This window comes from Streptomyces sp. MS191, from assembly GCF_008042125.1.
Lineage (GTDB): Bacteria > Actinomycetota > Actinomycetes > Streptomycetales > Streptomycetaceae > Streptomyces.
In genome coordinates, this window is record NZ_RDBI01000040.1 from 2,243,930 (window position 1) to 2,268,534 (window position 24,605).

At 71.8% G+C, this 24,605-nt stretch carries 22 protein-coding genes, 3 pseudogenes and 1 riboswitch; of the genes and pseudogenes, 12 read left to right on the forward strand and 13 right to left on the reverse strand.

The features are described from left to right. Positions 1-199: 199 nt before the first annotated feature. A complete protein-coding gene (locus tag EAO71_RS17230; protein ID WP_147978536.1) occupies positions 200-1,876 on the forward strand; it encodes a hypothetical protein in 1,677 nt (558 codons plus the stop codon). Beyond that, positions 1,866-3,539 (forward strand): hypothetical protein, encoded by a 1,674-nt coding sequence (locus EAO71_RS17235; protein WP_147978537.1) that lies wholly within the window; start codon positions 1,866-1,868, stop codon positions 3,537-3,539. The genes EAO71_RS17230 and EAO71_RS17235 overlap by 11 nt, the downstream gene beginning before the upstream one ends. Positions 3,540-3,626: 87 nt before the next feature. Here the strand turns inward: EAO71_RS17235 and groL are convergent, their stop codons facing one another. From groL to thrC, 4 genes are all read right to left on the reverse strand, one after another. Then, complete coding sequence (gene groL / locus EAO71_RS17240) at positions 3,627-5,255, reverse strand: chaperonin GroEL (protein ID WP_147978538.1); 1,629 nt, start codon at positions 5,253-5,255, stop codon at positions 3,627-3,629. A 417-nt stretch (positions 5,256-5,672) separates the two neighbouring features. After that, positions 5,673-5,876, reverse strand: coding sequence for a cold-shock protein (locus EAO71_RS17245; protein WP_005315736.1), 204 nt, complete (start codon positions 5,874-5,876; stop codon positions 5,673-5,675). 394 nt (positions 5,877-6,270) lie between these two features. Continuing rightward, positions 6,271-6,549 (reverse strand): MoaD/ThiS family protein, encoded by a 279-nt coding sequence (locus EAO71_RS17250; RefSeq protein ID WP_147978539.1) that lies wholly within the window; start codon positions 6,547-6,549, stop codon positions 6,271-6,273. Between the two features lie 29 nt (positions 6,550-6,578). After that, positions 6,579-7,865, reverse strand: a complete 1,287-nt coding sequence (gene thrC / locus EAO71_RS17255) for a threonine synthase (RefSeq protein ID WP_261992168.1) — start codon at positions 7,863-7,865, stop codon at positions 6,579-6,581. A gap of 17 nt (positions 7,866-7,882) precedes the next feature. Further along, positions 7,883-8,040, reverse strand: a riboswitch (SAM riboswitch). Positions 8,041-8,199: 159 nt separating this feature from the next. Here thrC and EAO71_RS17260 point away from each other — a divergent pair. From EAO71_RS17260 to EAO71_RS17270, 3 genes are all read left to right on the forward strand, one after another. After that, on the forward strand, positions 8,200-9,165 hold the full coding sequence (locus EAO71_RS17260; RefSeq protein ID WP_147978541.1) for a glucosyl-3-phosphoglycerate synthase: 966 nt from the start codon (positions 8,200-8,202) through the stop codon (positions 9,163-9,165). Between the two features lie 38 nt (positions 9,166-9,203). Next, positions 9,204-9,566, forward strand: coding sequence for a hypothetical protein (locus tag EAO71_RS17265; RefSeq protein ID WP_147978542.1), 363 nt, complete (start codon positions 9,204-9,206; stop codon positions 9,564-9,566). 68 nt (positions 9,567-9,634) lie between these two features. Then, positions 9,635-11,002, forward strand: coding sequence for an alpha,alpha-trehalose-phosphate synthase (UDP-forming) (locus tag EAO71_RS17270; protein ID WP_147978543.1), 1,368 nt, complete (start codon positions 9,635-9,637; stop codon positions 11,000-11,002). Between the two features lie 106 nt (positions 11,003-11,108). Here EAO71_RS17270 and EAO71_RS17275 read toward each other — a convergent pair whose 3' ends face one another. The 5 genes and pseudogenes from EAO71_RS17275 to EAO71_RS17295 all read right to left on the reverse strand — a co-directional run bounded on the left by EAO71_RS17275 (position 11,109) and on the right by EAO71_RS17295 (position 13,717). Beyond that, positions 11,109-11,597: a trehalose-phosphatase gene (locus tag EAO71_RS17275; RefSeq protein WP_410093975.1), complete on the reverse strand. Its 489-nt coding sequence runs from the start codon at positions 11,595-11,597 to the stop codon at positions 11,109-11,111. Continuing rightward, positions 11,594-11,791, reverse strand: a pseudogene (locus EAO71_RS17280) (trehalose-6-phosphate synthase); the annotation flags it as partial. The gene EAO71_RS17275 and the pseudogene EAO71_RS17280, both read right to left, overlap by 4 nt. A 23-nt stretch (positions 11,792-11,814) precedes the next feature. Further along, the gene (locus EAO71_RS17285; protein WP_410093976.1) at positions 11,815-11,991 is read right to left on the reverse strand and encodes a hypothetical protein; all 177 of its coding nucleotides are present in this window, start codon (positions 11,989-11,991) and stop codon (positions 11,815-11,817) included. 82 nt (positions 11,992-12,073) lie between these two features. Then, a complete protein-coding gene (locus EAO71_RS17290) occupies positions 12,074-12,325 on the reverse strand; it encodes a DUF3263 domain-containing protein (RefSeq protein WP_147978544.1) in 252 nt (83 codons plus the stop codon). Between the two features lie 114 nt (positions 12,326-12,439). Then, complete coding sequence (locus EAO71_RS17295) at positions 12,440-13,717, reverse strand: ABC transporter substrate-binding protein (protein WP_459112783.1); 1,278 nt, start codon at positions 13,715-13,717, stop codon at positions 12,440-12,442. A gap of 245 nt (positions 13,718-13,962) precedes the next feature. Here EAO71_RS17295 and EAO71_RS17300 point away from each other — a divergent pair, with 245 nt between their 5' ends. The 3 genes from EAO71_RS17300 to EAO71_RS17310 all read left to right on the forward strand — a co-directional run bounded on the left by EAO71_RS17300 (position 13,963) and on the right by EAO71_RS17310 (position 17,154). Further along, entirely contained in the window at positions 13,963-14,955 is a 993-nt protein-coding gene (locus EAO71_RS17300) for an ROK family protein (RefSeq protein WP_147978546.1), read from the forward strand. After that, positions 14,955-16,100 (forward strand): N-acetylglucosamine-6-phosphate deacetylase, encoded by a 1,146-nt coding sequence (gene nagA / locus EAO71_RS17305; RefSeq protein ID WP_147978547.1) that lies wholly within the window; start codon positions 14,955-14,957, stop codon positions 16,098-16,100. The genes EAO71_RS17300 and nagA overlap by 1 nt, the downstream gene beginning before the upstream one ends. A 127-nt stretch (positions 16,101-16,227) precedes the next feature. Beyond that, complete coding sequence (locus tag EAO71_RS17310) at positions 16,228-17,154, forward strand: 1-phosphofructokinase family hexose kinase (protein ID WP_147978548.1); 927 nt, start codon at positions 16,228-16,230, stop codon at positions 17,152-17,154. Between the two features lie 138 nt (positions 17,155-17,292). Here the strand turns inward: EAO71_RS17310 and EAO71_RS17315 are convergent, their stop codons facing one another. Continuing rightward, positions 17,293-18,261 carry a CBM35 domain-containing protein gene (locus EAO71_RS17315; RefSeq protein ID WP_147978549.1) on the reverse strand — a complete coding sequence of 323 codons (969 nt, stop codon included), beginning with the start codon at positions 18,259-18,261 and terminating at the stop codon, positions 17,293-17,295. Between the two features lie 216 nt (positions 18,262-18,477). Between EAO71_RS17315 and EAO71_RS40040 the strand changes: the two are divergent. Beyond that, positions 18,478-18,834: pseudogene (locus tag EAO71_RS40040) on the forward strand (diguanylate cyclase domain-containing protein); the annotation flags it as partial. Between the two features lie 47 nt (positions 18,835-18,881). Here EAO71_RS40040 and cdgB read toward each other — a convergent pair. Further along, positions 18,882-20,148 (reverse strand): annotated as a pseudogene (gene cdgB, locus EAO71_RS17325) (diguanylate cyclase CdgB); the annotation flags it as partial. A 315-nt stretch (positions 20,149-20,463) separates the two neighbouring features. On the opposite strand from cdgB, the gene EAO71_RS17330 reads away from it, so the two are divergent. Then, on the forward strand, positions 20,464-21,030 hold the full coding sequence (locus tag EAO71_RS17330) for a flavin reductase family protein (RefSeq protein ID WP_147978550.1): 567 nt from the start codon (positions 20,464-20,466) through the stop codon (positions 21,028-21,030). Positions 21,031-21,084: 54 nt separating this feature from the next. Here the strand turns inward: EAO71_RS17330 and arfB are convergent, their stop codons facing one another. Beyond that, positions 21,085-21,549, reverse strand: a complete 465-nt coding sequence (gene arfB / locus EAO71_RS17335) for an alternative ribosome rescue aminoacyl-tRNA hydrolase ArfB (protein WP_147978551.1) — start codon at positions 21,547-21,549, stop codon at positions 21,085-21,087. A gap of 150 nt (positions 21,550-21,699) precedes the next feature. Here arfB and EAO71_RS17340 point away from each other — a divergent pair, with 150 nt between their 5' ends. Then, positions 21,700-22,275 carry a TerD family protein gene (locus tag EAO71_RS17340; protein WP_147978552.1) on the forward strand — a complete coding sequence of 192 codons (576 nt, stop codon included), beginning with the start codon at positions 21,700-21,702 and terminating at the stop codon, positions 22,273-22,275. Between the two features lie 167 nt (positions 22,276-22,442). After that, a complete protein-coding gene (locus tag EAO71_RS17345; RefSeq protein ID WP_147978553.1) occupies positions 22,443-22,955 on the forward strand; it encodes a GNAT family N-acetyltransferase in 513 nt (170 codons plus the stop codon). A gap of 31 nt (positions 22,956-22,986) precedes the next feature. Here EAO71_RS17345 and EAO71_RS17350 read toward each other — a convergent pair whose 3' ends face one another. Next, the gene (locus EAO71_RS17350) at positions 22,987-24,411 is read right to left on the reverse strand and encodes a M1 family metallopeptidase (protein ID WP_147978554.1); all 1,425 of its coding nucleotides are present in this window, start codon (positions 24,409-24,411) and stop codon (positions 22,987-22,989) included. Between the last annotated feature and the right edge of the window lie 194 nt (positions 24,412-24,605).

The following is a 24,605-nucleotide window of genomic DNA, read 5'->3' on the forward strand; positions in this document are numbered from 1 at the left end:
GCGCTGGTACGAGACCGAGCGGCCCGGCAGCGGAACCACGTCACCCGACCGGTCGTCCCCCCTCCCAGGATCACCCCTCGCGGCGCCGGAATCACCTCGGCAAAACCCGGTGAACACGTTCAACCAGAAGGCGCTATCGTGCAGGCACGCGGCTGCGGTTCACCATGCGCCGCCTTCTGACCTGTGGGGGGTCCCTTTGATGCGCTCTACGCGCACGCTTCCGCGCGCCTTCGTGCGCGCGGCGGCAGTCTTCGTACTTTCGGCAGGTGTCACCCTGCCCGCCGTCGTCGCGGCCCCGTCCGCGTACGCGGCGACCGTCAGCCAGACCGTGACGCAGGACGACGGTCGGCTCACCCTGGGGCTCCCGAGCTACGCGCTCTGGGTGAAGGTGAGCGTGCTCGCCTCCACCGCCCCCGATGCCGCGGTCCTCGCCTCGACCGACGAGCTGACGTCGACGGGCTCCAACGCGTGGACCACCGACGCGCCGATCCGGCTTCCGGAGGGCACCGCGTTCGGCGACTACCCGCTGGCGGTGGACTTCCGTCTGCCCGGCGGTGTCGTCGAGCACTGGACCGGCGGCACGTTCGGCTACAAGCTGCACACCGGTGTCGGCGCGGTCGCCTTCGACCGCAAGGCCACCAGCTACGACCAGCGGGACGTCGTCCTCTCCGGTACGGCCAGCACCTGGAACCCGGCGACCGGGGAGCGTACGCCCGCCGCCGAGGGCACCTCGGTGCGGGTCACGCTGAACCTGCGCGACGCCTACTCCGCGACGAGGACCACCACCGCCCTCGCCACCACCGGCGCCGGCGGCGCGTTCTCGCTGCCGTTCACGCCGAACGCCGAGGTCACCGGCGGTACCGCGGTGGTCGACCCGGCCACCGGTGTCGACCCCGACGCCGCGCGTCAACTCCCCGCCGTGGGCGTGGAGAAGCTGACGTACCGGATCACCTCGGACACCGACAGGTTCCGTGTCCTCGCGGGCACCGACGTCCGTGTGACCGGACGGGTCGAGCGGCTGACCGGGGACGGCTGGCAGTCGTTCGCGGGCGCCCCGGTGGTCTCCACCGGCAGCGAGCCGCTGTCGTACGACACCGCACTGCGCAACGAGATCGGCTCCGGCACCTCGCTGCCCGACGGTTCCTTCACCTACCAGGCGCGGGTCCAGTACACGACCGGCGCCGTCTACACCGGGCTGCGTCCTTCCGTCTACTACGGCAAGGGCAACGACCGTCCGTACGACGTGGCCGCCATCGCGGTCCCGCAGCAGTTCTCGTACACCCAGTACCGGATGAGCCTGGACGAGTTCGGCAAGGTCACCGCCTACGGGCAGCTGGGTGACGGCACCACCTACTGCGCCACCAAGCGCGACTGGGTCGCGCTCCAGGTGTCGCTGGACAACGGGCGCACCTGGGGCCAGCTGAAGTCCGGTCCGGTCAGCGACTACTGCAGCTACTCGTTCGACGTCTGGGGCTACACCGACGCCCTCTACCGGATCTACCACCCGGAGACCGACCGCTTCGTCTCGAAGACGAGCACCCCGGTGCGTCTCGCCCGCAACCCGACCCGGATCGTCAACGTGTCGATCAGCCCGTCGCGGCCGCGGACGAACACGAAGATGACGGTCAAGGGTCTCGTGCAGCAGAAGGTGAACGGGGTCTGGAAGGCCATGCCGGGCGCCAAGCTGACGCTGGTCTTCAAGCCCAAGGGCGACCCGAGCTGGTACTGGGCCAAGAAGGACGTGGCGACGAACAGCTACGGCAACTTCAGCTTCAGCACCACCAATTACGGCGACGGCACGTGGGCTCTGTTCCTGCAGTCCAAGTCCGGTTACTTCTACAGCGAGTCGAGGACGATCTATGTCGATGCGCTCTGACCTCCGGTTCTCCGCCGTCTCCCTCGTCACCGCGCTCGCCCTCGGCGCGGGGGCCGTTCCGGCGCTCGCCGACGAGGCGCCCGGTGCGCCGGCCCCCGTGGGCATCGGCCGGGCCGTCACCGACGCCGACCAGCGCGGTGTCTTCCGGGTGACCGCGTGGACGGACGCGCCGCAGGCGGCCGTCACCTCGGTGTCCGCGAAGGTCCGGCAGGGCGACACCGTCCTCGCCGACGTGCCGGCGCTGGTCGAGCAGACGAAGGGCACGTTCGCCCTTCCCTCGGAGGCCACGCTCAAGCTCGCCGAGGACGGCGGGTCGATCCCGGCGCTCGGCAGGTACGCGATCGACGTGACGGCCACGGACTCGCTGGGCAACACGGTGACCCGTACGAACGCGGGCACGCTGGACTTCACGCTGCGGCCGCTGCTCACCTTCGCCGTCGGCGTGCCCGGCTGGAACGACCCGAACATCCGCCCGCAGGGCAAGCTGACGGGTGTCCAGCCCGGTTCGGGTGACGTGGTTCCGCTGCCGGGCCGCTCGGTCTCGTACCAGCGCTCGACGCCGGACGAGGGCCCGGTGCTGTCCGCGGTCACGACGGACGGCGGAGAGTTCTCCGGCGACCCGATCCCGGCGACGCGGCAGTACGAGTCCTACAAGGCCACGTTCAGCGAGGACAGCTCCGAGGTGCACGGCAGCACCTACGACTGGCGGTGGTTCTCGGAGTGGCAGGCCCGCAGGATGACGGTGACCGCGTCCGCCGACAAGACCCGTGCGGTCAGTGGTGAGGTCGTCACGATCACCGGCCGGGTCACCGACCCGGAGAACGGTGGTGCCGCGCTGGCCGACCAGCCGGTGCGGGTGGCCCTGGGCGCGCCGCACGACTACTACCACGAGGCCACGCCGTTCCCGCAGACGGTGCGGACCGACGCGGAGGGCAACTTCACGGCGAAGCTGGTCGCCGCTCCGGGCCCGAACGCGGAGGGCTGGACCGTCTCGTCGGCCGACCTGTTCCAGGCGTTCTCGCCGGTGCAGGGCCTTCTGGTGATGCCGCTGGACTCGCGTACGGACGTCCTGAACTACTCGCTCGCGACCGACGCGCGCCTGACGGTGTGGGGCACGTTCCGTTCGACGTACGAGCGCTGGTCGGGCACCTCGTCGAACCAGACGGTGGTCCTGGAGCAGTCGCCCGACGGGCGGACCGGCTGGAAGAAGATCGGTTCGACCGACTTCTACTCCTCGGTCCGGGTGCCGTTCGGCATCGGCGCGTGGAACACGGGCGGCTGGTTCCGGGTCCGGCACCTGATCTCGGACCAGTACGCGGAGTCCGTGAGCAAGCCGTTCTACATCGTCCGCACGCCGACCCGGGTGCAGGGCGTGAACGCGGCTCCGGAGCCGGTCCGCAAGGGCTCGACGATCACGGTGACGGCTTCGCTCCAGCACGACAGCAGTGGCTGGCGGGCTCTCGGGGCCCAGCCGGTGAGCGTGTGGTTCCGGCCGTGGGGGCAGAGCACCTGGAAGAAGGTGGCGTCCGGCACGTCGGCTTCGAACGGCGCGGTCTCGCTGAAGACCACGGCGTCGGTGGACGGCTGGTACACGGTCCGTTACTACGGTGACGGGACGCACTTCCAGGCGTTCGGCGGCGAGGACTGGATCGACGTGCGCTGACCGTACGCGGCAACGCGAGAGGGCTGCACCCCCGTSACGGGGGTGCAGCCCTCTTTCGCGTTCAGCGAGGAACTACCGAGCCGGGGCTCAGAAGTCCATGTCACCGCCCGGCATGCCGCCCGGAGCGCCGGCAGCGGCCTTCTCCGGCTTGTCGGCGATGACGGCCTCGGTGGTGAGGAACAGCGCGGCGATCGACGCGGCGTTCTGCAGCGCGGAGCGCGTGACCTTCGCCGGGTCGATGATGCCCTCGGCGATGAGGTCGACGTACTCGTTGGTCGCGGCGTTGAGGCCGTGGCCGACGGGCAGGTTGCGGACCTTCTCCGCCACGACGCCGCCCTCGAGGCCGGCGTTGACGGCGATCTGCTTCAGCGGGGCCTCGAGGGCCAGCTTCACGATCGCGGCGCCCGTGGCCTCGTCGCCCGTGAGGTCGCCCTCGAGCTTCTCGAAGACCGAGGAGGCCTGCAGCAGGGCCACGCCACCACCGGCGACGATGCCCTCCTCGACGGCCGCCTTGGCGTTGCGCACGGCGTCCTCGATGCGGTGCTTGCGCTCCTTGAGCTCGACCTCGGTCGCGGCGCCGGCCTTGATGACGGCCACGCCGCCGGCCAGCTTCGCGAGGCGCTCCTGGAGCTTCTCGCGGTCGTAGTCCGAGTCGGAGTTCTCGATCTCGGCACGGATCTGGTTGACGCGACCGGCAACCTGGTCGCTCTCGCCGGAGCCGTCGACGATCGTGGTCTCGTCCTTGGTGATGACGACCTTGCGGGCGCGGCCCAGCAGGTCCAGGCCGGCGTTCTCGAGCTTGAGACCGACCTCCTCGGAGATGACCGTGCCGCCCGTGAGGATGGCGATGTCGTTCAGCATGGCCTTGCGGCGGTCGCCGAAGCCCGGGGCCTTGACCGCGACGGACTTGAAGGTGCCGCGGATCTTGTTGACGACCAGGGTCGACAGGGCCTCGCCCTCGACGTCCTCGGCGATGATCAGCAGGGGCTTGCCCGACTGCATGACCTTCTCCAGGAGCGGGAGCAGGTCCTTCACGGAGGAGATCTTGGAGTTGACGATCAGGATGTACGGGTCGTCCAGGGACGCCTCCATACGCTCCATGTCGGTGGCGAAGTACGCCGAGATGTAGCCCTTGTCGAAGCGCATACCCTCGGTGAGCTCGAGCTCCAGACCGAAGGTCTGGGACTCCTCGACGGTGATGACGCCTTCCTTGCCGACCTTGTCCATGGCCTCGGCGATGAGCTCGCCGATCTGGGTGTCGGCGGCGGAGATGGAGGCCGTGGAAGCGATCTGCTCCTTGGTCTCGACATCCTTGGCCTGCTCGAGCAGGGCGGCGGAGACGGCCTCGACGGCCTTCTCGATGCCGCGCTTGAGGGCCATCGGGTTGGCGCCGGCGGCGACGTTGCGCAGGCCTTCGCGGACGAGCGCCTGGGCGAGGACGGTCGCGGTGGTCGTACCGTCACCGGCGACGTCGTCCGTCTTCTTGGCGACTTCCTTGACCAGCTCGGCGCCGATCTTCTCGTACGGGTCCTCGAGCTCGATCTCCTTGGCGATGGAGACACCATCGTTGGTGATCGTGGGGGCGCCCCACTTCTTCTCGAGGACGACGTTGCGACCCTTGGGGCCGAGGGTGACCTTGACGGCGTCAGCGAGCTGGTTCATGCCGCGCTCGAGACCGCGCCGGGCCTCCTCGTCGAACGCGATGATCTTGGCCATGTGAAGTGGTCCTCCCGGACATGGGGTGGATAACGCTCCAGGACCGCGCCGACGCCCGCGACGGACGGCCTGCGTGCCCGGCGGTTCCTTGCCCCACCTGGCCAGCGGGCCTCGTCTGCCCGATCCTCGTAAGCACTCTCACCTTCAGAGTGCTAACGCCAATGATTAGCACTCGGCCCATGCGAGTGCAAGCGCCTCTCGGGGATCGGGCGGCACGGCGGGGCGCGACGGGGCGCGACGGGCGCGCGCGGGCGGGGCGCCGGCACGGCTCCGGCGTGGCTCCGGCGTGGCTCCGGCGTGGCGAGGGGGCCGGACGCCGCCGGGCGGGGTGTCGCGGAGACGCACGAGGGGTCCGCATCCGGTCAGGATGCGGACCCCTCGGCGTGAGTGCGTATGTGGTGGCCGATCGCGCCGCGTTCAGACGGCGAGCTTGACCATGTCCGCCTGCGGACCCTTCTGGCCCTGCGAGATCTCGAACTCGACTCGCTGACCCTCTTCAAGGGTGCGGTAGCCGTCCATCTGGATCGCGCTGTAGTGGACGAAAACATCCGCACCACCGTCGACCGCGATGAAGCCGTAGCCCTTCTCCGCGTTGAACCACTTGACGGTGCCCTGAGCCATGCCTAACTCCCCTATTACTGGCCCTTGCGCGGGACCGCACTTCGCGACCCCGGGTCAGACCCTGCGCCGGAACGCGTCGACCGCGGCTGAATGTATCTGCCCAACTGCCCTCTGCAACAGGTCAATCGGACGAGAATTCTGGGCATGCAGGAAAGGAGAATTGCGGAGGATTTGCTGAATTACGGGGCAAGTCGGGCCCGGCAAAGTGCGCAGAAGGTACACAAGACTCGAACACTTTGGCTGCTTCTTGTCAGGTCCGGGCGCATTCTCATATGCGCCTGGCATGAGCAGCGGAGGGGACTTCCCCAACTCTATCGCGTTCAACCATGCAGAATTGCCCCCTCCGTTTCTCGACGGAAGGGGCAATTCAGGTGACTGCGGGTAACCCCGGGGGTCAGCAGCCCCCGGCGACGGCCGGGATGATGGACACGCCGGCGCCGTCCGGCGTCGCCGTCTCGAGGCCCTGCTCGAAGCGCACGTCGTCGTCGTTGACGTAGACGTTCACGAAGCGGCGCAGCTTGCCCTGGTCGTCCAGGACGCGGGCCGCGATGCCCGTGTGGTTCTTCTCCAGGTCGGCGATGACCTCCGAGAGGGTGGTGCCCTCCGCCGGGACCTCGGCCTGACCGCCCGTGTAGGTGCGGAGGATGGTGGGGATGCGGACCTTGACGCTCATGGGGGTGCTGCCTTCCGTGACGGGGGTGGTCAGTGGGCCAGGCCGGCGTCGCGGAACGCGTCCAGGCTCGGGCGGATGGTGGCGGTCGCCTGGGAGGTATCGGCCACCGCGTCCAGGGTCTTGAGGCCGTCACCGGTGTTCAGGACGACGGTGGTCAGGCTCGGGTCGATGAGGCCCGCCTCGATCAGCTTCTTCGTGACGCCGACCGTCACGCCGCCCGCCGTCTCGGCGAAGATGCCCTCGGTCTGCGCGAGCAGCTTGATCGCGTCGACGACCTGCTCGTCGTTCACGTCCTCCACCGCGCCGCCCGTCCGGCGCGCGATGTCCAGGACGTAGGGGCCGTCGGCCGGGTTGCCGATCGCCAGGGACTTGGCGATGGTGTCGGGCTTCTGCGGGCGCACGACGTCGTGGCCGGCCTTGAAGGCCGCCGACACCGGGGAGCAGCCCTCCGCCTGGGCGCCGAAGATCTTGTAGGGCCGGTCCTCGACCAGGCCGAGCTTCACGAGCTCCTGCAGACCCTTGTCGATCTTCGTGAGCTGGGAGCCGGAGGCGATCGGGATGACGATCTGGTCGGGCAGCCGCCAGCCGAGCTGCTCGCAGATCTCGTAGGCCAGCGTCTTGGAGCCCTCGCCGTAGTACGGGCGCAGGTTGACGTTGACGAAGCCCCAGCCCTCGCCGAGCGGGTCGCCGATGAGCTCGGAGCAGAAGCGGTTGACGTCGTCGTAGTTGCCCTCGATGCCGACGAGGTCGCCGCCGTACACCGCGGCCATGACGACCTTGCCCTGCTCCAGGTCGTGCGGGATGAACACGCAGGAGCGGAAGCCGGCGCGCGCGGCGGCGGCGCCGACGGCGCCGGCCAGGTTGCCGGTGGAGGAGCAGGACAGGGTGGTGAAGCCGAAGGCGCGGGCGGCCTCGAGCGCCTGGGCGACGACGCGGTCCTTGAAGGAGTGCGTCGGGTTGCCGGAGTCGTCCTTGACGAAGAGCTTGCCGGGCTCGACGCCGAGTTCGCGGGCGAGGTTGTCGGCCTGGACGAGCTTGGTCCAGCCGGGGTTCAGGTTCGGCTTCTCGGCGACGTCGGCGGGGACGGGCAGCAGCGGGGCGTAGCGCCAGATGTTGGCGGGGCCGGCCTCGATCCGCTTGCGCAGCGATTCGGGGTCGCCGAGGGGGAGGTCGTACGCGACTTCGAGGGGGCCGAAACACAGCTCACAGGCGAAAATCGGGCCGAGGGGGAATACTTCGCCACATTCCCGACAGGAAAGCCCGGAAGCGGGACCGAGGTCAACCGTGGAAGCGGTGGAAACAGTCTGAACAGCCATGGAGGCGAGGCCCTTTCTCCTCATCTTTCTCATGGCGGACGTCGCCATGAGACGGATTTGGCACCTTCCCTAGCCGGGAGCCTCGCGGGGCGCAGTGCGACGACTGCGGACGAGACCGGCTGGAGGGTTGCCGGGGCTTCAACGGGCCGTTTCCCTCTGCCCCTCTGGATGAGCGGTATTCGATTGGGTGGTGCGGTTGTGTGGACGCCGGCGGCACCCCGACGTGCGTCGGACCTCGGCGTTGTTCAAGACTGTAACCGAAGGCGCGGACTGTTGAGATAGTCGTCCGAACCGCGAGATGGATCACACAAACGGCAACTGGGGAGTAACGGACGTGCTGGATGAAGTGGAGCGCTGGCTGGCCCGGCGGTCCTGGTCCGTGACGGACCGTCCGCTGGAGCAGGTCCTGGCCGCGAAGCGGGGCACGCGGGTCAGCGTCGTGCTGCCCGCGCTGGACGAGGAGGCGACGGTCGGGGACATCGTCGCGGTGATCCGGCGGGAGCTGATGTCACGGGCGGTTCCGCTCGTGGACGAGCTGGTGGTGGTCGACTCCGGGTCCACCGACCGGACGGCCGAGGTGGCGGCGGCGGCCGGGGCCCGGGTCGTTGCGCGGGACGCGATCCTGCCGCGGATACCCGCCCTGCCCGGCAAGGGCGAGGTGCTGTGGCGCTCACTGATGGCGACGGACGGGGACGTCGTCTGCTTCGTGGACGCCGATCTGCGGGACTTCTCGGCGGACTTCGTCTCGGGGATCGTGGGCCCGCTCCTGACCGATCCGGACGTCGACTTCGTCAAGGCGATGTACGACCGGCCGCTCGGGGACGCGCCCGGCCAGGGGGGCCGGGTGACCGAGCTGGTGGCCCGCCCGCTGCTGAACCTGCACTGGCCGCGGCTGGCCGGCTTCGTGCAGCCGCTGGGCGGCGAGTACGCGGTGCGGCGCTCGCTGCTGGAGCGGCTGCCCTTCCCGGTCGGCTACGGCGTGGAGCTGGGGCTGCTGGTCGACGCGCTGCACTCGGCGGGCCTGGACGCGCTCGCCCAGGTCGACGTGGGGGTGCGCAAGCACCGTCACCAGGACGAGCAGGCTCTCGGCCGGATGGCGGCGGCGATCTACCGGACGGCGCAGCTGCGGTTGTCCCGCGGGCATCTGGTGCGGCCCTGGCTGACGCAGTTCGAGCGGGCCGACGGGGGCGACGGGCCGGGCGCGCAGGGAGGCTTCGTGCCCCGGACGTACCCGGTGGACACGGAGGAGCGTCCGCCGATGGTCGAGATCGCGGAGTACGCGCACCGCCGCGTGGCGTAACACCACCCGATGATCGCTTTTGCCTACATTTCGCTGTTATGCGACACACCTCCCCTCTGGGCAGAACGGCGGCTGCCGGCGTGCTGACGGCGGCCGCACTCCTCCTCGCGGCGGCCGGTCCCGCCGCCGCGGACGCGGTGGTGCCCGCCGCCGGAGCGTCCGTGGTCTCCGCGGACGCGCCCCGGACGGCGTCCGGGGCCGCCGAGGACCCACGGACGCGGGCCCGTCCCCCGGAGCGGACGCCCGGGCGGGCACCGGCCGCCGCGCACGGGTCCCGGGGCCCGGTGTCGGGGACCGGGGCCGGCGACGCGCGGCTGTGGCTGCTCGGCGGTCTCGTGCTGGCCCTGGCGGCGACGGGCGCGGTGGCACGTGCGGCCCTGCGGGAGCGCGTCGATCACTGACCGTGGCCGAACACGGCTGTCTTGTATACGTACGTTTGAGCGTTTCCGGGACGGGCTAGGTTCGCCACATGGCTTCTGTGCTGGTGGCTTCCAACCGAGGACCCGTCTCGTACGCCGTGGGCGAGGACGGCGCGCTCGACGCCCGGCGGGGCGGTGGCGGCCTGGTCTCCGGGCTGAGCGCCGTGTCGTCCGAGGACAGCGTGTGGGTGTGCGCGGCACTCGGCGACGGCGACCGGGAGGCGGTCCGGCGCGGGATCGGCGAGCCGGGCGTACGGATGCTCGACATCGACCCCGACGTCCACGCCGACGCGTACAACGGCATCGCGAACTCGGTGCTCTGGTTCGTCCACCACATGCTCTACCAGACCCCGCTGGAGCCGGTCTTCGACGCGGAGTTCCGCCGCCGGTGGGCGTCGTACGAGACGTACAACCGCGCCTTCGCGCGGGCGCTGGCGGACGAGGCGGACGACGGCGCCTGCGTCCTGGTGCAGGACTACCACCTGGCGCTGGTGCCGGGGATGCTCCGCGAACTCCGCCCCGACCTGCGCATCGGGCACTTCTCGCACACCCCGTGGGCGCCGCCCGAGTACTTCCGGATGCTGCCGGACGACATCGCGCGGCAGCTCCTGCGGGGGATGCTGGGAGCCGACCAGCTGGGCTTCCTGACCCGGCGCTGGGCGGACGCCTTCGCGGCCTGCTGCGCGGCGGAGGTGGGCGGCACGGGCGACACGCGGCTCGGGGTGTACGGGCTCGGGGCGGACGCGGACTTCCTGCGGGAGCGGTCCCGGCGGCCGGACGTCGAGGAACGCCTCGCGGCGCTGCGGGAGCAGGTCGGACCCGGCCGCCGGGTGATCCTCCGGGTGGACCGGACGGAGCTGTCGAAGAACATCGTGCGGGGTATGCACGCCTACCGGACTCTCCTGGAGGAGCATCCGGAGTGGCACGGCCGGGTGGTGCACGTGGCCTTCGCCTACCCCTCCCGGCAGGACCTGGCGGTCTACCGCGACTACACCGAGGAGGTCGGCCGGGTCGCCGCCACGATCAACGCCCGGTACGGGACGGACGACTGGACCCCGGTCGTCCTGCACGTGAAGGACGACTTCGCCCGCTCGCTCGCCGCGTACCGCCTGGCGGACGTGGCCCTGGTCAACCCCATCCGGGACGGCATGAACCTGGTCGCGAAGGAGGTGCCGGTCGTCTCCGACGAGGGCTGCGCGCTGGTCCTGTCCCGGGAGGCGGGCGCCCACGAGGAGCTGGGCGAGGACGCGATCACGGTCAACCCGTACGACGTGACGGGCACGGCGCACGCCCTGCACGAAGCCCTGACGATGGGCGGTCCGGAGCGGGCGGAGCGCACCAAGCGCCTGGCCGCTGCGGCGACGGCCCTGCCGCCGCAGCAGTGGTTCCTGACGCAGCTGGAGGCGCTGCGGGCGTAGATCCGGTCCGGGTGGTCTCCGCCGACCGTGACGACGTCACGTCGGGGATGCGGGGCGTCGCGCCGGCCGCCCGGCGGGGTGCGGGGCGGCCGGGCGAGCCGGGTGTTCAGCCGGCGTCCCGGACCGCCTGCGCGAGGTCCGTCAGGAAGCCGACGACGGCCGCCGGGCCGGGGACCGAGAGGTCGGCGCGCTCGGACAGCTCCGGGACCTCCGCCGAGCCGCTGCACACCAGCAGTCCGGGCGTGCCGTTCGAGCGGAGCTTCTCCACGGCCGCGTAGGCCGGCAGGTCACCGAGGTCGTCGCCCGCGTACAGGACGGACTCGGCACCCACCTCCCGGACGTACTCCGCGAGGGCCACGCCCTTGTCCATGCCCGGGGGGCGCAGTTCCAGCACCATGCGGCCGGGTTCGAGGACCAGGCCGTGCTGGGCGGCGAGGTCGCCGAGCGGGGCCTTGAGCGCCTCGAACGCGGCCTGCGGGTCGGTGGAGCGGCGGGTGTGGACGGCGACGGCGCGCCCCTTCTCCTCGATCCAGGTACCGGGCCAGGCGCCGATGCCGTCCAGGAAGCCGGGGAGTTCGGCCCGGACGGCGGCCACTCCGGATGCTCCTCCAGGAGAGTCCGGTAGGCGTGCATACCCCGCACGATGTTCTTCGACAGCTCCGTCCGGTCCACCCGGAGGATCACCCGGCGGCCGGGTCCGACCTGCTCCCGCAGCGCCGCGAGGCGTTCCTCGACGTCCGGCCGCCGGGACCGCTCCCGCAGGAAGTCCGCGTCCGCCCCGAGCCCGTACGCGAGAACCTTGCGATCGGCCATCAGGCGGATACCTCCGAGTCGGACTCGTTGTGGGCGCGGGCCTGTTCGGGGTCGGGGACGATCTCGGCGAGCGTCCCGTCGAAGTCGAGGGCGACGACGGCTTTCTCGGGCCGCGCGAGGAGCGCGGCGAGGCCGTCGCGGCCGGCGGGTGTGGTCGGGTGCGGAAGGCTGACCATATGACGACCCTACCGAGGGAGCGCGCCCGGGGCGACGGTGTCGGCAAGAGCCGCGGGCTTCCGGCGGGTCCGGTCCGCCGGCTCAGCGGCGCTGTTCCTTCTCCGCGCGGACCCGGCGCAGGCGGTTGACCGTCACCGGGTCGTGGGCCAGCGCGCGCGGGTCGTCGAGGAGGGCGTTGAGGAGCTGGTAGTAGCGCGTGGGCGACAGGCCGAGCTGTTCGCGCACGGCCCGCTCCTTGGCGCCGGGGCCGGGCCAGGAGCGGCGTTCCACGGCGAGGACGGCGCGCTCGCGCTCCCCGAGGCCGCCGGGCTCGGCTCCGTCATCGATGGTCATACGACCCAACTTATGCGGTCGCCGCCCGGCTCGGCTCCCCCGGTCGCGGGACCGGCCCCGTCCCGGCCCTCGGCTCCGGGACCGGACCGCCCGGCCCGCGGGCCGGGGCCGCCACTACTCCGCGCTCTCGGCCGTCGAGGCGTCCTGCGCGATCTTCCCGAGGACCTCGGAGGGGGTGTGCCCCGGCGCGACGGCCTTGCCGATGTTCTTCTTGACGCTGTCGCTGACCTTCGCCCAGGAGGTCTTGCCGACCGGCGGGAGCTGCGAGTCGGGCAGCTCCTTCAGGAACTCCCGCAGACTCTCGTGCTCGGGCGACTCCTGCATCGCCGCGGACGCGCTGACCGTGACGGGCAGCAGATCGTTGTCACCCGCGAACTTCAGGACGTTCTCGTCGCTGAAGACGAAGTTCAGGAAGTTGCCGATCTCCTTGCGGTGACCGTTCTGCTTGAAGCCCATGATCCAGTCGGCGACGCCCATGGACGCCTTGGACTTCCCCTCGACGCCGGGCAGCGCGACCTTGCCGACCTTGACGCCCTTCTTCTCGGCCTCCTGCATCAGCGAGGGGTGGCCGTTGAGCATGCCGACCTCGCCGCGGGTGAAGGCGGCGAACGCCTGCTTGCGGTTCAGCTTGGCGGGGGCGATCGGGCCGGTCAGGTCCTTCTCGACCAGGTTCTCCTTGAGCCACTCGAAGGTGTGGACGTTCTGCTCGGAGTCGATCTTGTAGTGGTCGGTGAGGTCGGTGTAGCCCGCGCCACCGCTGAGCATCCACATCATCGACTCGGCCTGCGCCTCCTCGGGGCCGAGCGGCAGCGCGAAGGGGTACGGGACGTCGTCGTCCTTCAGCTTCTCGGCGTCGGCGGCGAGTTCGGCCCAGGTCGCCGGGGCCCTGGTGATGCCGGCCTTCTCGAAGAGGGTCCGGTTGTAGAAGAGCAGCCGGGTGGAGGCGACGAACGGCATGCCGTACTGGATGCGCTTCATCTCGCCGGCGTCGACGAGCGGGGCGAGGAAGTTCGCCTGGACGGGGATGGAGAGCAGCTCGTCCGCCGAGTAGAGCTCGCCGGCGTCCGCGTAGTCGGCGTAGCCGCCGATCTGGGCGATGTCGGGGGCGTCGTCCGCGGCGACCATCTCGGCGACCTTGCGGTCGATGTCGTCCCAGGACTCGATCCGGACGTCGATCTTCACGCCGGGGTGCGCGGCCTCGTACGCCTTGGCGAGTCCGGCCCAGTACTGCTTGGTGGTGTCGCCGCCGTTGAGGTCGTAGTCGGCGGCGACGAGCTTGAGGGTCACGTCGCCGGAGGCCTCGCCGCCGTCGACGAGACCGCAGCCGGACAGCACGGCGCTCAGGCCGAGTGCGGCGACGGTCGCGGTCAGTCCAAGGTATCGCCGCTGCACAGCTCTCCCCCACCCTCTGCTCGTCATCGAGGTGCGATCTTCTCCCGAAAAAAGGCATGAGGTCTACACCACTCGGGTATCGCTTTCGCAACGCGCGCACCTACGGAAACAGGCGCCCGAACGGCTGATGGACGCCGCCGGCCGACCGTCGGGCCGCCCCACTCCGCATGAATTTGTATGCTCGCGCAACAATCTTCGCCCAGTGGACTAGACCTTTTTGCGGTTCACGCGCGAGACTGTCCCGCGTGAGACACGTCATCGCCCTCGATGTGGGCGGCACCGGCATGAAGGCCGCCCTCGTCGGGGCGGACGGCACCCTGCTCCACGAGGCCCGCCGCGCCACCGGGCGCGAGCGCGGCCCCGAGGCCGTGGTGGAGACGATCCTCGGCTTCGCCGCGGAGCTGCGGGCCCACGGCCTGGAGCGGTACGGACAGCCCGCCGCGGCCGCGGGAGTCGCCGTCCCCGGCATCGTCGACGCCGAGAACGGCATCGCCGTCTACGCCGCCAACCTCGGCTGGCGGGACGTCCCCATGCGTGCCCTGCTCAGCGACCGCCTCGGCGGAGCCCCCGTGGCCCTCGGCCACGACGTCCGCACCGGCGGCCTCGCCGAGGGCCGGATCGGCGCGGGCAACGGCGCCGACCGCTTCCTCTTCGTGCCCCTCGGCACGGGCATCGCCGGTGCCATCGGCATCGGGGGCGCCATCGAGGCCGGCGCCCACGGCTACGCCGGCGAGATCGGCCACATCGTCGTGCGCCCCGGCGGCGCCGACTGCGGCTGCGGCCAGCGCGGCTGCCTGGAGCGCTACGCCTCCGCCTCCGCCGTCTCCCTCGCCTGGGCCGAGGCCTCCGGCGACCCCGAGGCGGACGCCGCCGACTGCGCCAAGGCGGTCGAGTCCGGCGACGCGACCGCCGTACGGGTGTGGCAGGACGCCGTCGACGCCCTCGCCGACGGCCTGGTCACCGCCCTCACCCTGCTGGACCCCCGCACGCTCATCATCGGTGGCGGTCTCGCCGAGGCCGGGGAAACCTTGTTCACACCCCTGCGGGCCGCGGTGGAGGAACGCGTCACCTTCCAGAAGCTGCCCGCCATCGTGCCGGCGGCCCTCGGGGACACCGCCGGCTGCCTCGGCGCGGGCCTGCTCGCCTGGGACCTGCTCGCCGACCGGGGCCCCCTCGCCGAGGGGACCACCGACCAGCGCCCCACCCACAACGAGTCCGACTCGGAGGTATCCGCCTGATGGCCGATCGCAAGGTTCTCGCCGGCGCCCGCGTGGTGCTGCCGACCGGGATCGTCGAGAACGGACGCGTGATCGTCGAGAACGGCCGCATCGCGGGCAGCACCCCCGCCGAGACGCCCTCCGTCGACCTGAGCGGCCACTGGGTCGTCCCCGGCTTCGTCGACATGCACAACCACGGCGGCGGCGGTACCTCCTTCACCTCCGGCACGGTCGACGAGGTCCTCCACGGCGTCCACACCCACCGCCTCCACGGCACGACCACCGTCGTCGCCTCCTTCGTCACGGGCGACATGGACTTCCTCGGCCGCCGGGCCGGCCTGCTCTCCGAACTGGCGGAGCAGGGCGAGATCGCCGGCCTGCACTTCGAGGGCCCGTTCATCTCGCCGTGCCGCAAGGGCGCCCACGACGAGACGCTGCTGCGCGACCCCGACCCGGCCGAGGTGCGCAAGCTGATCGACGCGGCACGCGGCCAGGCCCGGATGGTGACGCTCGCGACCGAGCTGCCCGGCGGCATCGACTCCGTACGGCTGCTCGCCGAGCACGGCGTGATCGCCGCCATCGGCCACACCGACGCGACGTACGAGCAGACGCAGGCGGCCATCGACGCGGGCGCGACCGTGGCGACCCACCTCTTCAACGCGATGCCCGCCCTCGGCCACCGCGCGCCCGGCCCGATCGCCGCGCTCCTGGAGGACGAGCGGATCACGGTCGAGCTGATCAACGACGGCACGCACCTGCATCCCGCGGCACTGGAGCTGGCGTTCCATCACGCGGGCGCGGGTCGCGTCGCGTTCATCACCGACGCGATGGACGCGGCGGGCTTCGGCGACGGGCGCTACTCCCTCGGCCCGATGGCGGTCGAGGTGAGGGACGGGGTCGCGCGGCTCGTCGAGGGCGGCTCCATCGCGGGCTCGACCCTCACCCTGGACCGGGCCTTCAAGCGGGCGGTCACCATCGACGGCCTGCCGGTCGAATCCGTCGTGGAGGCCATCTCCGCGAACCCCGCGCGACTGCTCGGCGTCGACGACAGGGTCGGCTCGCTGGAGCCCGGCAAGGACGCCGACCTGGTGGTCCTCGACGCGAACTTCGACCTCAAGGGCGTCATGCGCAAGGGCGCGTGGGTGGTTGAACCCCAAGTAGGCTGATTTTGCCACGAATTGTTTCAAGCCGAACGGAAGGCGGTAGGCCCGAGGACTGGGCCTACCGCCTTCCGTTTGGCATGATCGGGGCGCGAACGGCAGGCGTTTGACACGGCGTACGGGGGGTGAACAGGTGATTCTCACGGTCACCCTCAACACGGCACTGGACCTCACCTACCGGGTGCCCGCCCTGACCCCGCACGCCTCGCACCGTGTCACCCAGGTCATCGAACGCCCCGGCGGCAAGGGCCTCAACGTCGCCCGTGTCCTCGGCGCCCTCGGTCACGAGGCGGTCGTCACCGGCTTCGCGGGCGGCCCCACCGGCGAGATGCTCCGGGCCCACCTCGCCGGCGGCCGGGTCCGCGACGAACTCGTCCCGATCGCCGGACCCACCCGCCGGACCGTCGCCATCGTCGACACCGCGTCCGGCGACACCACCCAGCTCAACGAGCCCGGGCCCACCATCACCGCCACCGAGTGGTCGGTCTTCACCGGCCGTTACGCGCAGCTGCTCACCGGCGCCTCGGCGGTCGCCCTGTGCGGCAGCCTGCCGCCCGGCATCCACGTCGGCGCGTACGCGGAACTCGTCCGGCTCGCCCGCGGCGCAGGCGTCCCGGTCCTCCTCGACACCAGCGGCGAACCGCTGCGGCGCGGCATCGCCGCCCGCCCCGACCTGGTCAAGCCGAACGCCGACGAGCTCGCGGCGCTCACCGGCTCGCGCGAACCGCACCGGGCCACCCGCGACGCCCGCCGCCGCGGAGCGCACGCGGTGGTGTCCTCCCTCGGCCCCGAGGGCATGCTCGCGGCCACCGGGGACGGCCTGTGGCGGGCGGCGCCCCCGGCCGCGGTGAAGGGCAACCCCACCGGCGCGGGCGACTCGGCCGTCGCGGGCCTGCTCTCCGGCCTGGTCGACGGCCTCGCCTGGCCGGAGCGGCTGGCGCGCGCGGTGGCGCTGTCGGCGGCGACGGTCCTGTCGCCGGTCGCGGGCGAGTTCGACCGGGTCGCGTACGAGGAGATACTGCCCCGGGTCACGGTGACGGAGCAGGCCGCGGCGGCATGAGCCCGAGGTCGTGGGCGCCCGCACGACGGCTCCCGCGGACCGGCGCCCGCCCGCATGACGAAGCCCACATGACGAAGGCCCCCGCGGAACCGTGTTCCGGGGGGCCGATCGTCGGACGGAAGCCGGCGGGGGCGCCTCTCAGGCGCCCGACTCCGGTGTGATCTTCAGCCAGTCGAAGACCGCGTCGCACTGGTTGCCCTGCTCACACGCCAGCTTGATCGTGTTCGTGCCCTCCTTGAGAGTCACCGGCGCCCACGTGGTCTGCCAGTTCTTCTCCAGGTTCGGGTCCGTGGAGTGGATGAAGTTCTTGAGCCCGATCGGGGAGCTGTTCGCCTTGTCGTTGACGACCAGGGTCGCGTTGGCGTCCACGGCCGGGATCGCGTAGCGGACGTACAGGCGGTACTTCCCCGCCTCGGCGACGTCGGCCTGCCAGGTCACGGAGGACCCGACGGCGTTGAAGCCGGTCACGTAGGCGCCGTCCGCGCCCTCCGCGCCCTTGATGTCCTTGGCGAGGAGCGCCGTGCCGCCCAGCTTGAGGGTGGCCGCGTCCTGCTGGGGCAGCTCCGCCTGGCTGGGCTTCGCGCTGGGCTGGGTGCTCGGGGTCTCCGTGACCTGCGAGGCACCGTCGCTCGGCTTGCCGCCCGCGACGCCGCCGTTGTCCTCGTCGCCACCGCTGTTGTTGATGACGGCGGCGGTGATGCCGATCACGACGACCGCGACGACCGCGATCGCGCCGATCAGCAGCCCCTTGGTGTTGGGGCCGCGGCCACGCTGGGGCGGCAGCGGGGCCTGGCGGGTCCGCTCGTTGCCGGGGTAGGTCTCGGGCGCCGCGTACTGGGCGTTCGGCTGGCCGTACTGCTGGCCGCCGTAGTTCGCCTGCTGCGGCACATGGGCGCCCGGCTGACCGCCGCCGTACTGGCGCTCGCCGACCGTCCTGACCTGGTTGTACGACGTTCTGGGGACACCCGGCTGCGCGGCCGGTCCGGGGTAGCCGTAGCCGCCGGCCTGGCCGGGGTGCTGGGCGCCCGCCGCCTGGCCGTCCGCGTACAGGTAGCCGAACGGATCGTCGTTCTCGGGCGTGTTCGCGCCGTCGTTACCGGCAGCCATCCGGGTCACTCCTATCCATGCTCGCCAGCCGTCGCCGACCGGCCGAGCCTACCCCGAACGGGGAAGCGGACGATCCGGTCCTTGACATCCGGGCCCGGATCGGCGCGCTATCCGGCGCGGCGGTGGATCTTGGAGCGGGAGCGCTTCTCGATGTACATCCGCTGGTCGGCGGAGTTCAGGACCTCTTCGACGGTCATGCCGCACTCGGCCCAGCCGATGCCGAAACTCGCCCCCACCCGGACGGCCAGGCGGCGGGCGCCCAGCACCCCGGCCAGGCCGGCGGCTACGGCTACCCCGGACCGGCCGCGCAGCCGGGTGTGGATCTGCGAGCGCCCGAACGCCGCCCGGGCGACCGAGGCGGAGAACCTCGACGCGGGCTACGACGCGCCCTACGGCCACGAGCACGGCTTCGGATTCGGCGCGGCGACCGGGGCCGGCGGCCCGTACGACCACCACGTCCACATCGTCGCCCCCACCGGCGGCGAGGTCGACGACGGCACCAAGGGGCTCGCCGTCCTCTTCTGCGACCTCGACGGCTTCAAGTCGATCAACGACCGCTTCGGCCACCACACCGGTGACGCCGTCCTCATCGAGGTCGCCCGCCGCCTCACCACCGGCGTGCGCGACGGCGAGCCCCTTGGTGCCGTCGTCGACCTCGCCGCCGGTGGGGGCGACGATGTGGACGTGGTGGTCGTACGGGCCGCCGGCCCCGGTCGCCGCGCCGAATCCGAAGCCGTGCTCGTGGCCGTAGGGCGCGTCGTAGCCCGCGTCGAGGTTCTCCGCCTCGGTCGCCCGGGCGGCGTTCGGGCGCTCGCAGATCCGGGCGCTGAGCCGGGACCGCAGCTCGGCGCTGTTGGGCAGTCCGGTGAGGGCGTCGTGCGAGGCGCGGTGGGCGAGCTGGAGCTCGTGGCGCTTGCGCTCCTCGATGTCCTCGACGTGGGTGAGCAGGAAGCGGGGGCCGTCGGCGGTGTCGGCGACGACGGAGTTGCGCAGGGAGACCCAGACGTAGGTGCCGTCGCGGCGGCCGAGGCGCAGCTCGGCGCGTCCGCCTTCGGCGGAGGTCCGCAGCAGGGTCCCGATGTCCTCGGGGTGGACCAGGTCGGCGAAGGAGTAGCGGCGCATGATCGACGCCGGGCGGCCGAGGAGCCGGCAGAGGGCGTCGTTGGTGCGGAGCAGGCGGCCGTGCTGGTCGCCGCCCATCTCGGCGATGGCCATGCCGGAGGGGGCGTACTCGAAGGCCTGCCGGAAGGATTCCTCGCTGGCGCGCAGGGCCTGCTGTTCGCGCTCCAGGCGGACGAGGGCGCGCTGCATGTTGGCCCGCAGCCGGGCGTTGCTGATCGCGATCGCCGACTGGGAGGCGTACATCTGGAGCGCTTCCTGGCCCCAGGGGCCGGGGTGCCGGCCGTTGCGGGGGCGGTCGACGGAGATCACGCCGAGGAGTTCGCGGCCGGAGCCGGAGGCGTACATGGGGGCGTAGAGGCGGTCGTGCGGGTGCCACTCGTCCTCGAAGCGCGGGGCGGGGCCCTCGGTGTGCCACTGCGGGACGTCGTCCTCGATGAGGACCCAGCCCTCGGTGTGGGATATGAAGCGCAGGTCGCCCCAGGCGACGCCCATCGAGAGGCGGCGTTCCCAGGAGGCGCGGGAGCCGACGCGTCCGGTGATCAGGGCTTCGGCGGCGGGGCTGCCGGCGAAGGCGGCGACGACGAGGTCTCCGTCGGGGCGCACGAGGTTGACGCAGGCCAGCTCATAGTTGAGGCCGGCCACGATGCCGTCGGCGACGGTCTGCAGGGTGTCCGCCAGGCTGCGGGCTGTATTGAGGTCGGCGACGACCTGATGCAGCTGCCGCAGAGTCGCAAGACGGACGTAGGGCTCCGACTCGGTCTCCATCGCTCGCTCTCCCCGAGACCTCGACAGCAACTCCAGGGTTCTCATCGGCACTCGTGCTGCATTGTCTCCGCCACTGAATCACAGCGAGCTGTGCACCCGGTACACAGGGTCAACAAATACTGGGCTCTGTGACTCAAGTCACAAAGGGTGGTGTGGGGTTGCGGGGGCGCGGAACGGGCGCCCGAGGAGGCGTCGGGGGCGCCCGGAGCGGGGCGGTCCAGGCGGGTCCCGGGACGGGTCCTAGGACCCGCGAGGGGCCCTGGCTGGTCCCCCGGCCCGATGCGGGGCGTGCGGGCGGCGGACTAGCGTGCGAATGTGCTGCAGAAGACCACCCTCACCTCGCCCCCCGCCTCGGATCTGGCCATCCCTCATGCTGAGGGGGTGAGCAACGACGAGTTCCGGGCGGCGATGTCCCGCCTCGCGGCGGGCGTGGTGCTGGTGACGGCCCACGACCCGGACGACGGCCCGCGCGGCGAGGACGTCGGCATGACGGCGACCGCGTTCCTGTCGGTCTCCCTGGACCCGCCGCTGGTCCTGGTCAGCCTCCGCAACGACTCCCGCATGGACGACCTGCTGGCCGAGGTCCCGGTCTGGGCGGTGTCGGTCCTCACGGAGAGCCAGCGGCAGATCGCGGGCCGCTTCGCGATGAAGGGCCGGATCAGCGACCGCCTGCTCTTCGAGGACGTCGCGTACACCCGGGGCGAGGAGAGCGGCGCACCCCTGATCGGCGGCGCCCTGGCCACCCTGGAGTGCCGCACGGAGTCCCGGGTGGTCGCCGGCGACCACACCCTGGTCGTCGCCCGCGTCCTGACGGCCGCGCTTCCCTCCCCGGAGGCGGGCCCGCTCACGTACTTCCGCGGCAAGTACCGCCGGCTGGGCTGAGGCCGGGGCGGAGGAGGCCCGGACACGGGCTTCGACGGCCCCGCGGCGGGCCGGTCAGGACCAGTCGCGGCCCTGACGGCCCCGCTTCGTCTCCGCGCGCTGCTTCTTCACGCGCAGCCGGCGTTCGTTGATGCCGCGCGGGATCTTCGTCGCCCGCCGGGGCTTGGGGGGCGGCGCCGTGGCCTCGGCCAGGAGCGCCGCGAGCCGGACCGCCGCCGTCTCGCGGTTGCGCCACTGCGAACGGTGGTCCGACGCCCGGACCGTCAGCACCCCGCCGACCAGCCGTGACGCCAGCCGCTCCAGCGCCCGCGCCTTCCAGACCTCCGGCAGCGCCTCCGTACGCGCCAGGTCGAAGCGGAGCTCCACCTGCGAGTCGCTCGTGTTCACGTGCTGCCCGCCCGGCCCCGACGACCGCGAGAAACGCCACATGAGCTCGGCCTCGGGCAGCGAGACGGAGCCGCGGATGAGGTGCTTCCCCGGGGGGCGCGCCCCGGGCCCCCGTACTTCGGTACCGGACATGTCATCCATGTTCCCCGCGGCGGGTCCCTCACGTCATCCTCTTTTCACGCGGTGACCTCCGGATGGAACCGGCACGGCACCGTCCGCGTTATCCCGTGTGACGGCACCACCCGTCACGAAGCATGAAGAACACGAAGAAAGGGACTTCCCATGGCTGTAAGCCTGTCCAAGGGCGGCAATGTCTCGCTGACCAAGGAGGCTCCGGGCCTGACCGCCGTCACCGTGGGCCTCGGCTGGGACGTCCGCACGACCACCGGCACGGACTTCGACCTCGACGCCTCCGCGATCGGCGTCGACGCCGCGGGCAAGGTCGCCTCCGACGCCCACTTCGTCTTCTTCAACAACAAGTCCACCCCGGACCAGACGATCGTCCACACCGGTGACAACCGCACCGGCGAGGGCGGCGGCGACGACGAGCAGATCAACGTCAACCTGGCCGGCCTCCCCGCGAACGTCGACAAGATCGTCTTCCCGGTCTCCATCTACGACGCGGTCAACCGCTCGCAGAACTTCGGCCAGGTCCGCAACGCCTACATCCGCATCGTCAACCAGGCCGGCGGCGCCGAGATCGCCCGCTACGACCTCTCCGAGGACGCCGCCGTCGAGACCGCCATGGTCTTCGGCGAGCTCTACCGCAACGGCGCGGAGTGGAAGTTCCGCGCGGTCGGCCAGGGCTACGCCTCCGGCCTCGAGGGCATCGCCCGCGACTTCGGCGTCAGCATCTGACGCACGCGTCCCGCGACCACGTGTCGCGCGGCGCACGCGTCGCCGTGGGCGCACGGCCGGCGCCCGACCCCTGACGTCGGGTGCCGGCCCCTCGCCCCGCCGCGACGCGACGCACCACGGCATCGGCGGAGCCCCGGCAGGAATGCCGGGGCTCTACCGTGTCCCGGATGATCGTCGAAGCGCTCACCCCCGGCGAGGCCCACGCCCTGCCCGGCCCGCTGCTCACCGAACTCACCGCGCTCTACGCGTCGAACCGCGTGTTCCATGAACTCAGCGGCGACTTCCCGGACCCCGCCGACATCCGCCCCGAGCAGGTCGCCGCCGCCCTGGCCGACGAGCTGGCGCAGCCCGGCACCGAGGTGCTGCTCGCCCGCTCCGAGGGCCGGCTCGTCGGGATCGCCGTCACCCTCGCGACGCACCCCGACCCGGCCCGGCCGGACCCGTGGATCGGGCTCCTGATGGTGGACGCCCGCAGCCACCGCGGCGGTCACGGCAGCCGGCTGGCCGCCTTCGTCGAGGACCGTTTCCGCGCCGCCGGCCGCACGGGCCTGTGTCTCGCCGTCCTGGAGAACAACCCCCGGGCCCTCGCCTTCTGGACCTCCCTCGGCTACCGGGAGACCGACCGGCGCCGGGACCTCGCGCACGGCCGTCCGTGCGTGGTGCTGCGCAAGGCGCTCTGACGGCGGGGGTCCGCGCCGCCCGGGCGGCGCGCTACGGCTTGGCCGGCTTGTCGTCCCCGTACAGCCACACGTCCCACAGATCGCTCAGGTCCTCCCCCGCCACGTCCTCCACGTAGGTCGTGAAGTCCTCGGTGGAGGCGTTGCCGTGCCGGTGCTTCGCGGGCCAGCCCGCGAGGATCTCGTAGAAGGTGTCGTCCCCGACCGTCTGCCGGATCTTGTGCAGGACCATCGCGCCCCGCTGGTACACGGGCGGCGCGAACAGGTCGCGTGCCGTCGGCGGCTCGGCGGGCGGGAACGCCCAGTTCGCGTCCTCGGCGAAGGCCTTCTCGAAGCTGCGCTGCGCCGGGGTGTCCTCGAAGTCCTCCCCGTACAGCCACTCCGCGTAGGTCGCGAAGCTCTCGTTCAGCCACATGTCCTTCCAGGTGGCGGGCGACACGGAGTCGCCGTACCACTGGTGCGCCATCTCGTGCACGAGCGTCCCGACGTCGAACGAGCCCTGCGGGAAGACCGGCCGGGTCTGGGTCTCCAAGGCGTAGCCGGCGTCACCGTCCTGTTCGACGATCGCGCCGGTGGACGAGAAGGGGTACGGGCCGAAGTTCTCCTGCTCCCAGGCGAGGAGTTCGGGGATGCGGCGCATGAGCGCGGCGCTCCCGGCGGCGACCGCGGGGTCCGCGGCGGTCAGCACGGGGATGCCGGAGGGGGTCGTCGAGGTCGTCGTCGTCCAGCGGCCGACGGCCACCGTCGCGAGGTAGCTCGCCATCGGCTGCGCCGAGTGCCAGACGGCTGTGGTGCGGCCGCCGACGGTCCGCTCCGAGGTCCGCACCCCGTTGGAGAAGGCCCGCAGCCCCTCGGGGACGGTGAGGGTGACGTCGTACGTCGCCTTGTCGGAGGGGTGGTGGTTGCCGGGGAACCAGGCCATGGAGCCGGCCGGTTCGCCGAGTGCGAGCGCCCCGTCCTTCGTCTTCAGCCAGCCCTCGGCGGAGCCGTCCGCGTCGGTCATCTTCCGCGGGGTGCCGGAGTACGTGACGACGGTCCGGAAGACCTTGCCCCGATCGATGCCGTCGCGGGGGCGGAGGGTCAGCTCGTCGCCGGCCCGTTCGGCGGCGGCCTCGGCGCCGTCGACGGTGGCGCGGCGCACGGTGAGACCGGTCAGGTCGAGGTTGAAGGCGCTGAGGTCCTGGGTGGCGCGGGCGGTGATCTCGGCGGTGGCGTCGAGATGGTCGCGCGCGGGGTCGTAGTCGAGGGTCAGCGCGTAGTGCTGGACGTCGTAGCCGCCGTTGCCGAGGTGCGGGAAGTACGGGTCGCGCAGTCCCGCGGCGCCCGGGGTGCCGTGCGCGCCGCCGGTGTCGGGGCCGTCGCCGTGCCCGTCCTCCGCGCCGGTGCAGCCGGCGAGCGGGATGAGCAGGGCCGCCGCCGCGGCGAACGGGGCGAGGCGGGCTCGGCTTGGGTGTCTCACCCACCGATCCTATGCAGCGACGACGGCTCCGGCGCCGCGCCGACGTCCGTGTACGAACGGAGGTGCCGGCTCCGCTCGCGGGGCGGTACGGGCCGGGGCGGCGCCGCCAGGGGCGGCCGCCCGGTGCCGTGCGGCCSKSGCCGSCGGCGSCGCCCCGGCCCGTACCGCCCCGCGAGCCGTACCGCCCCGCGAGC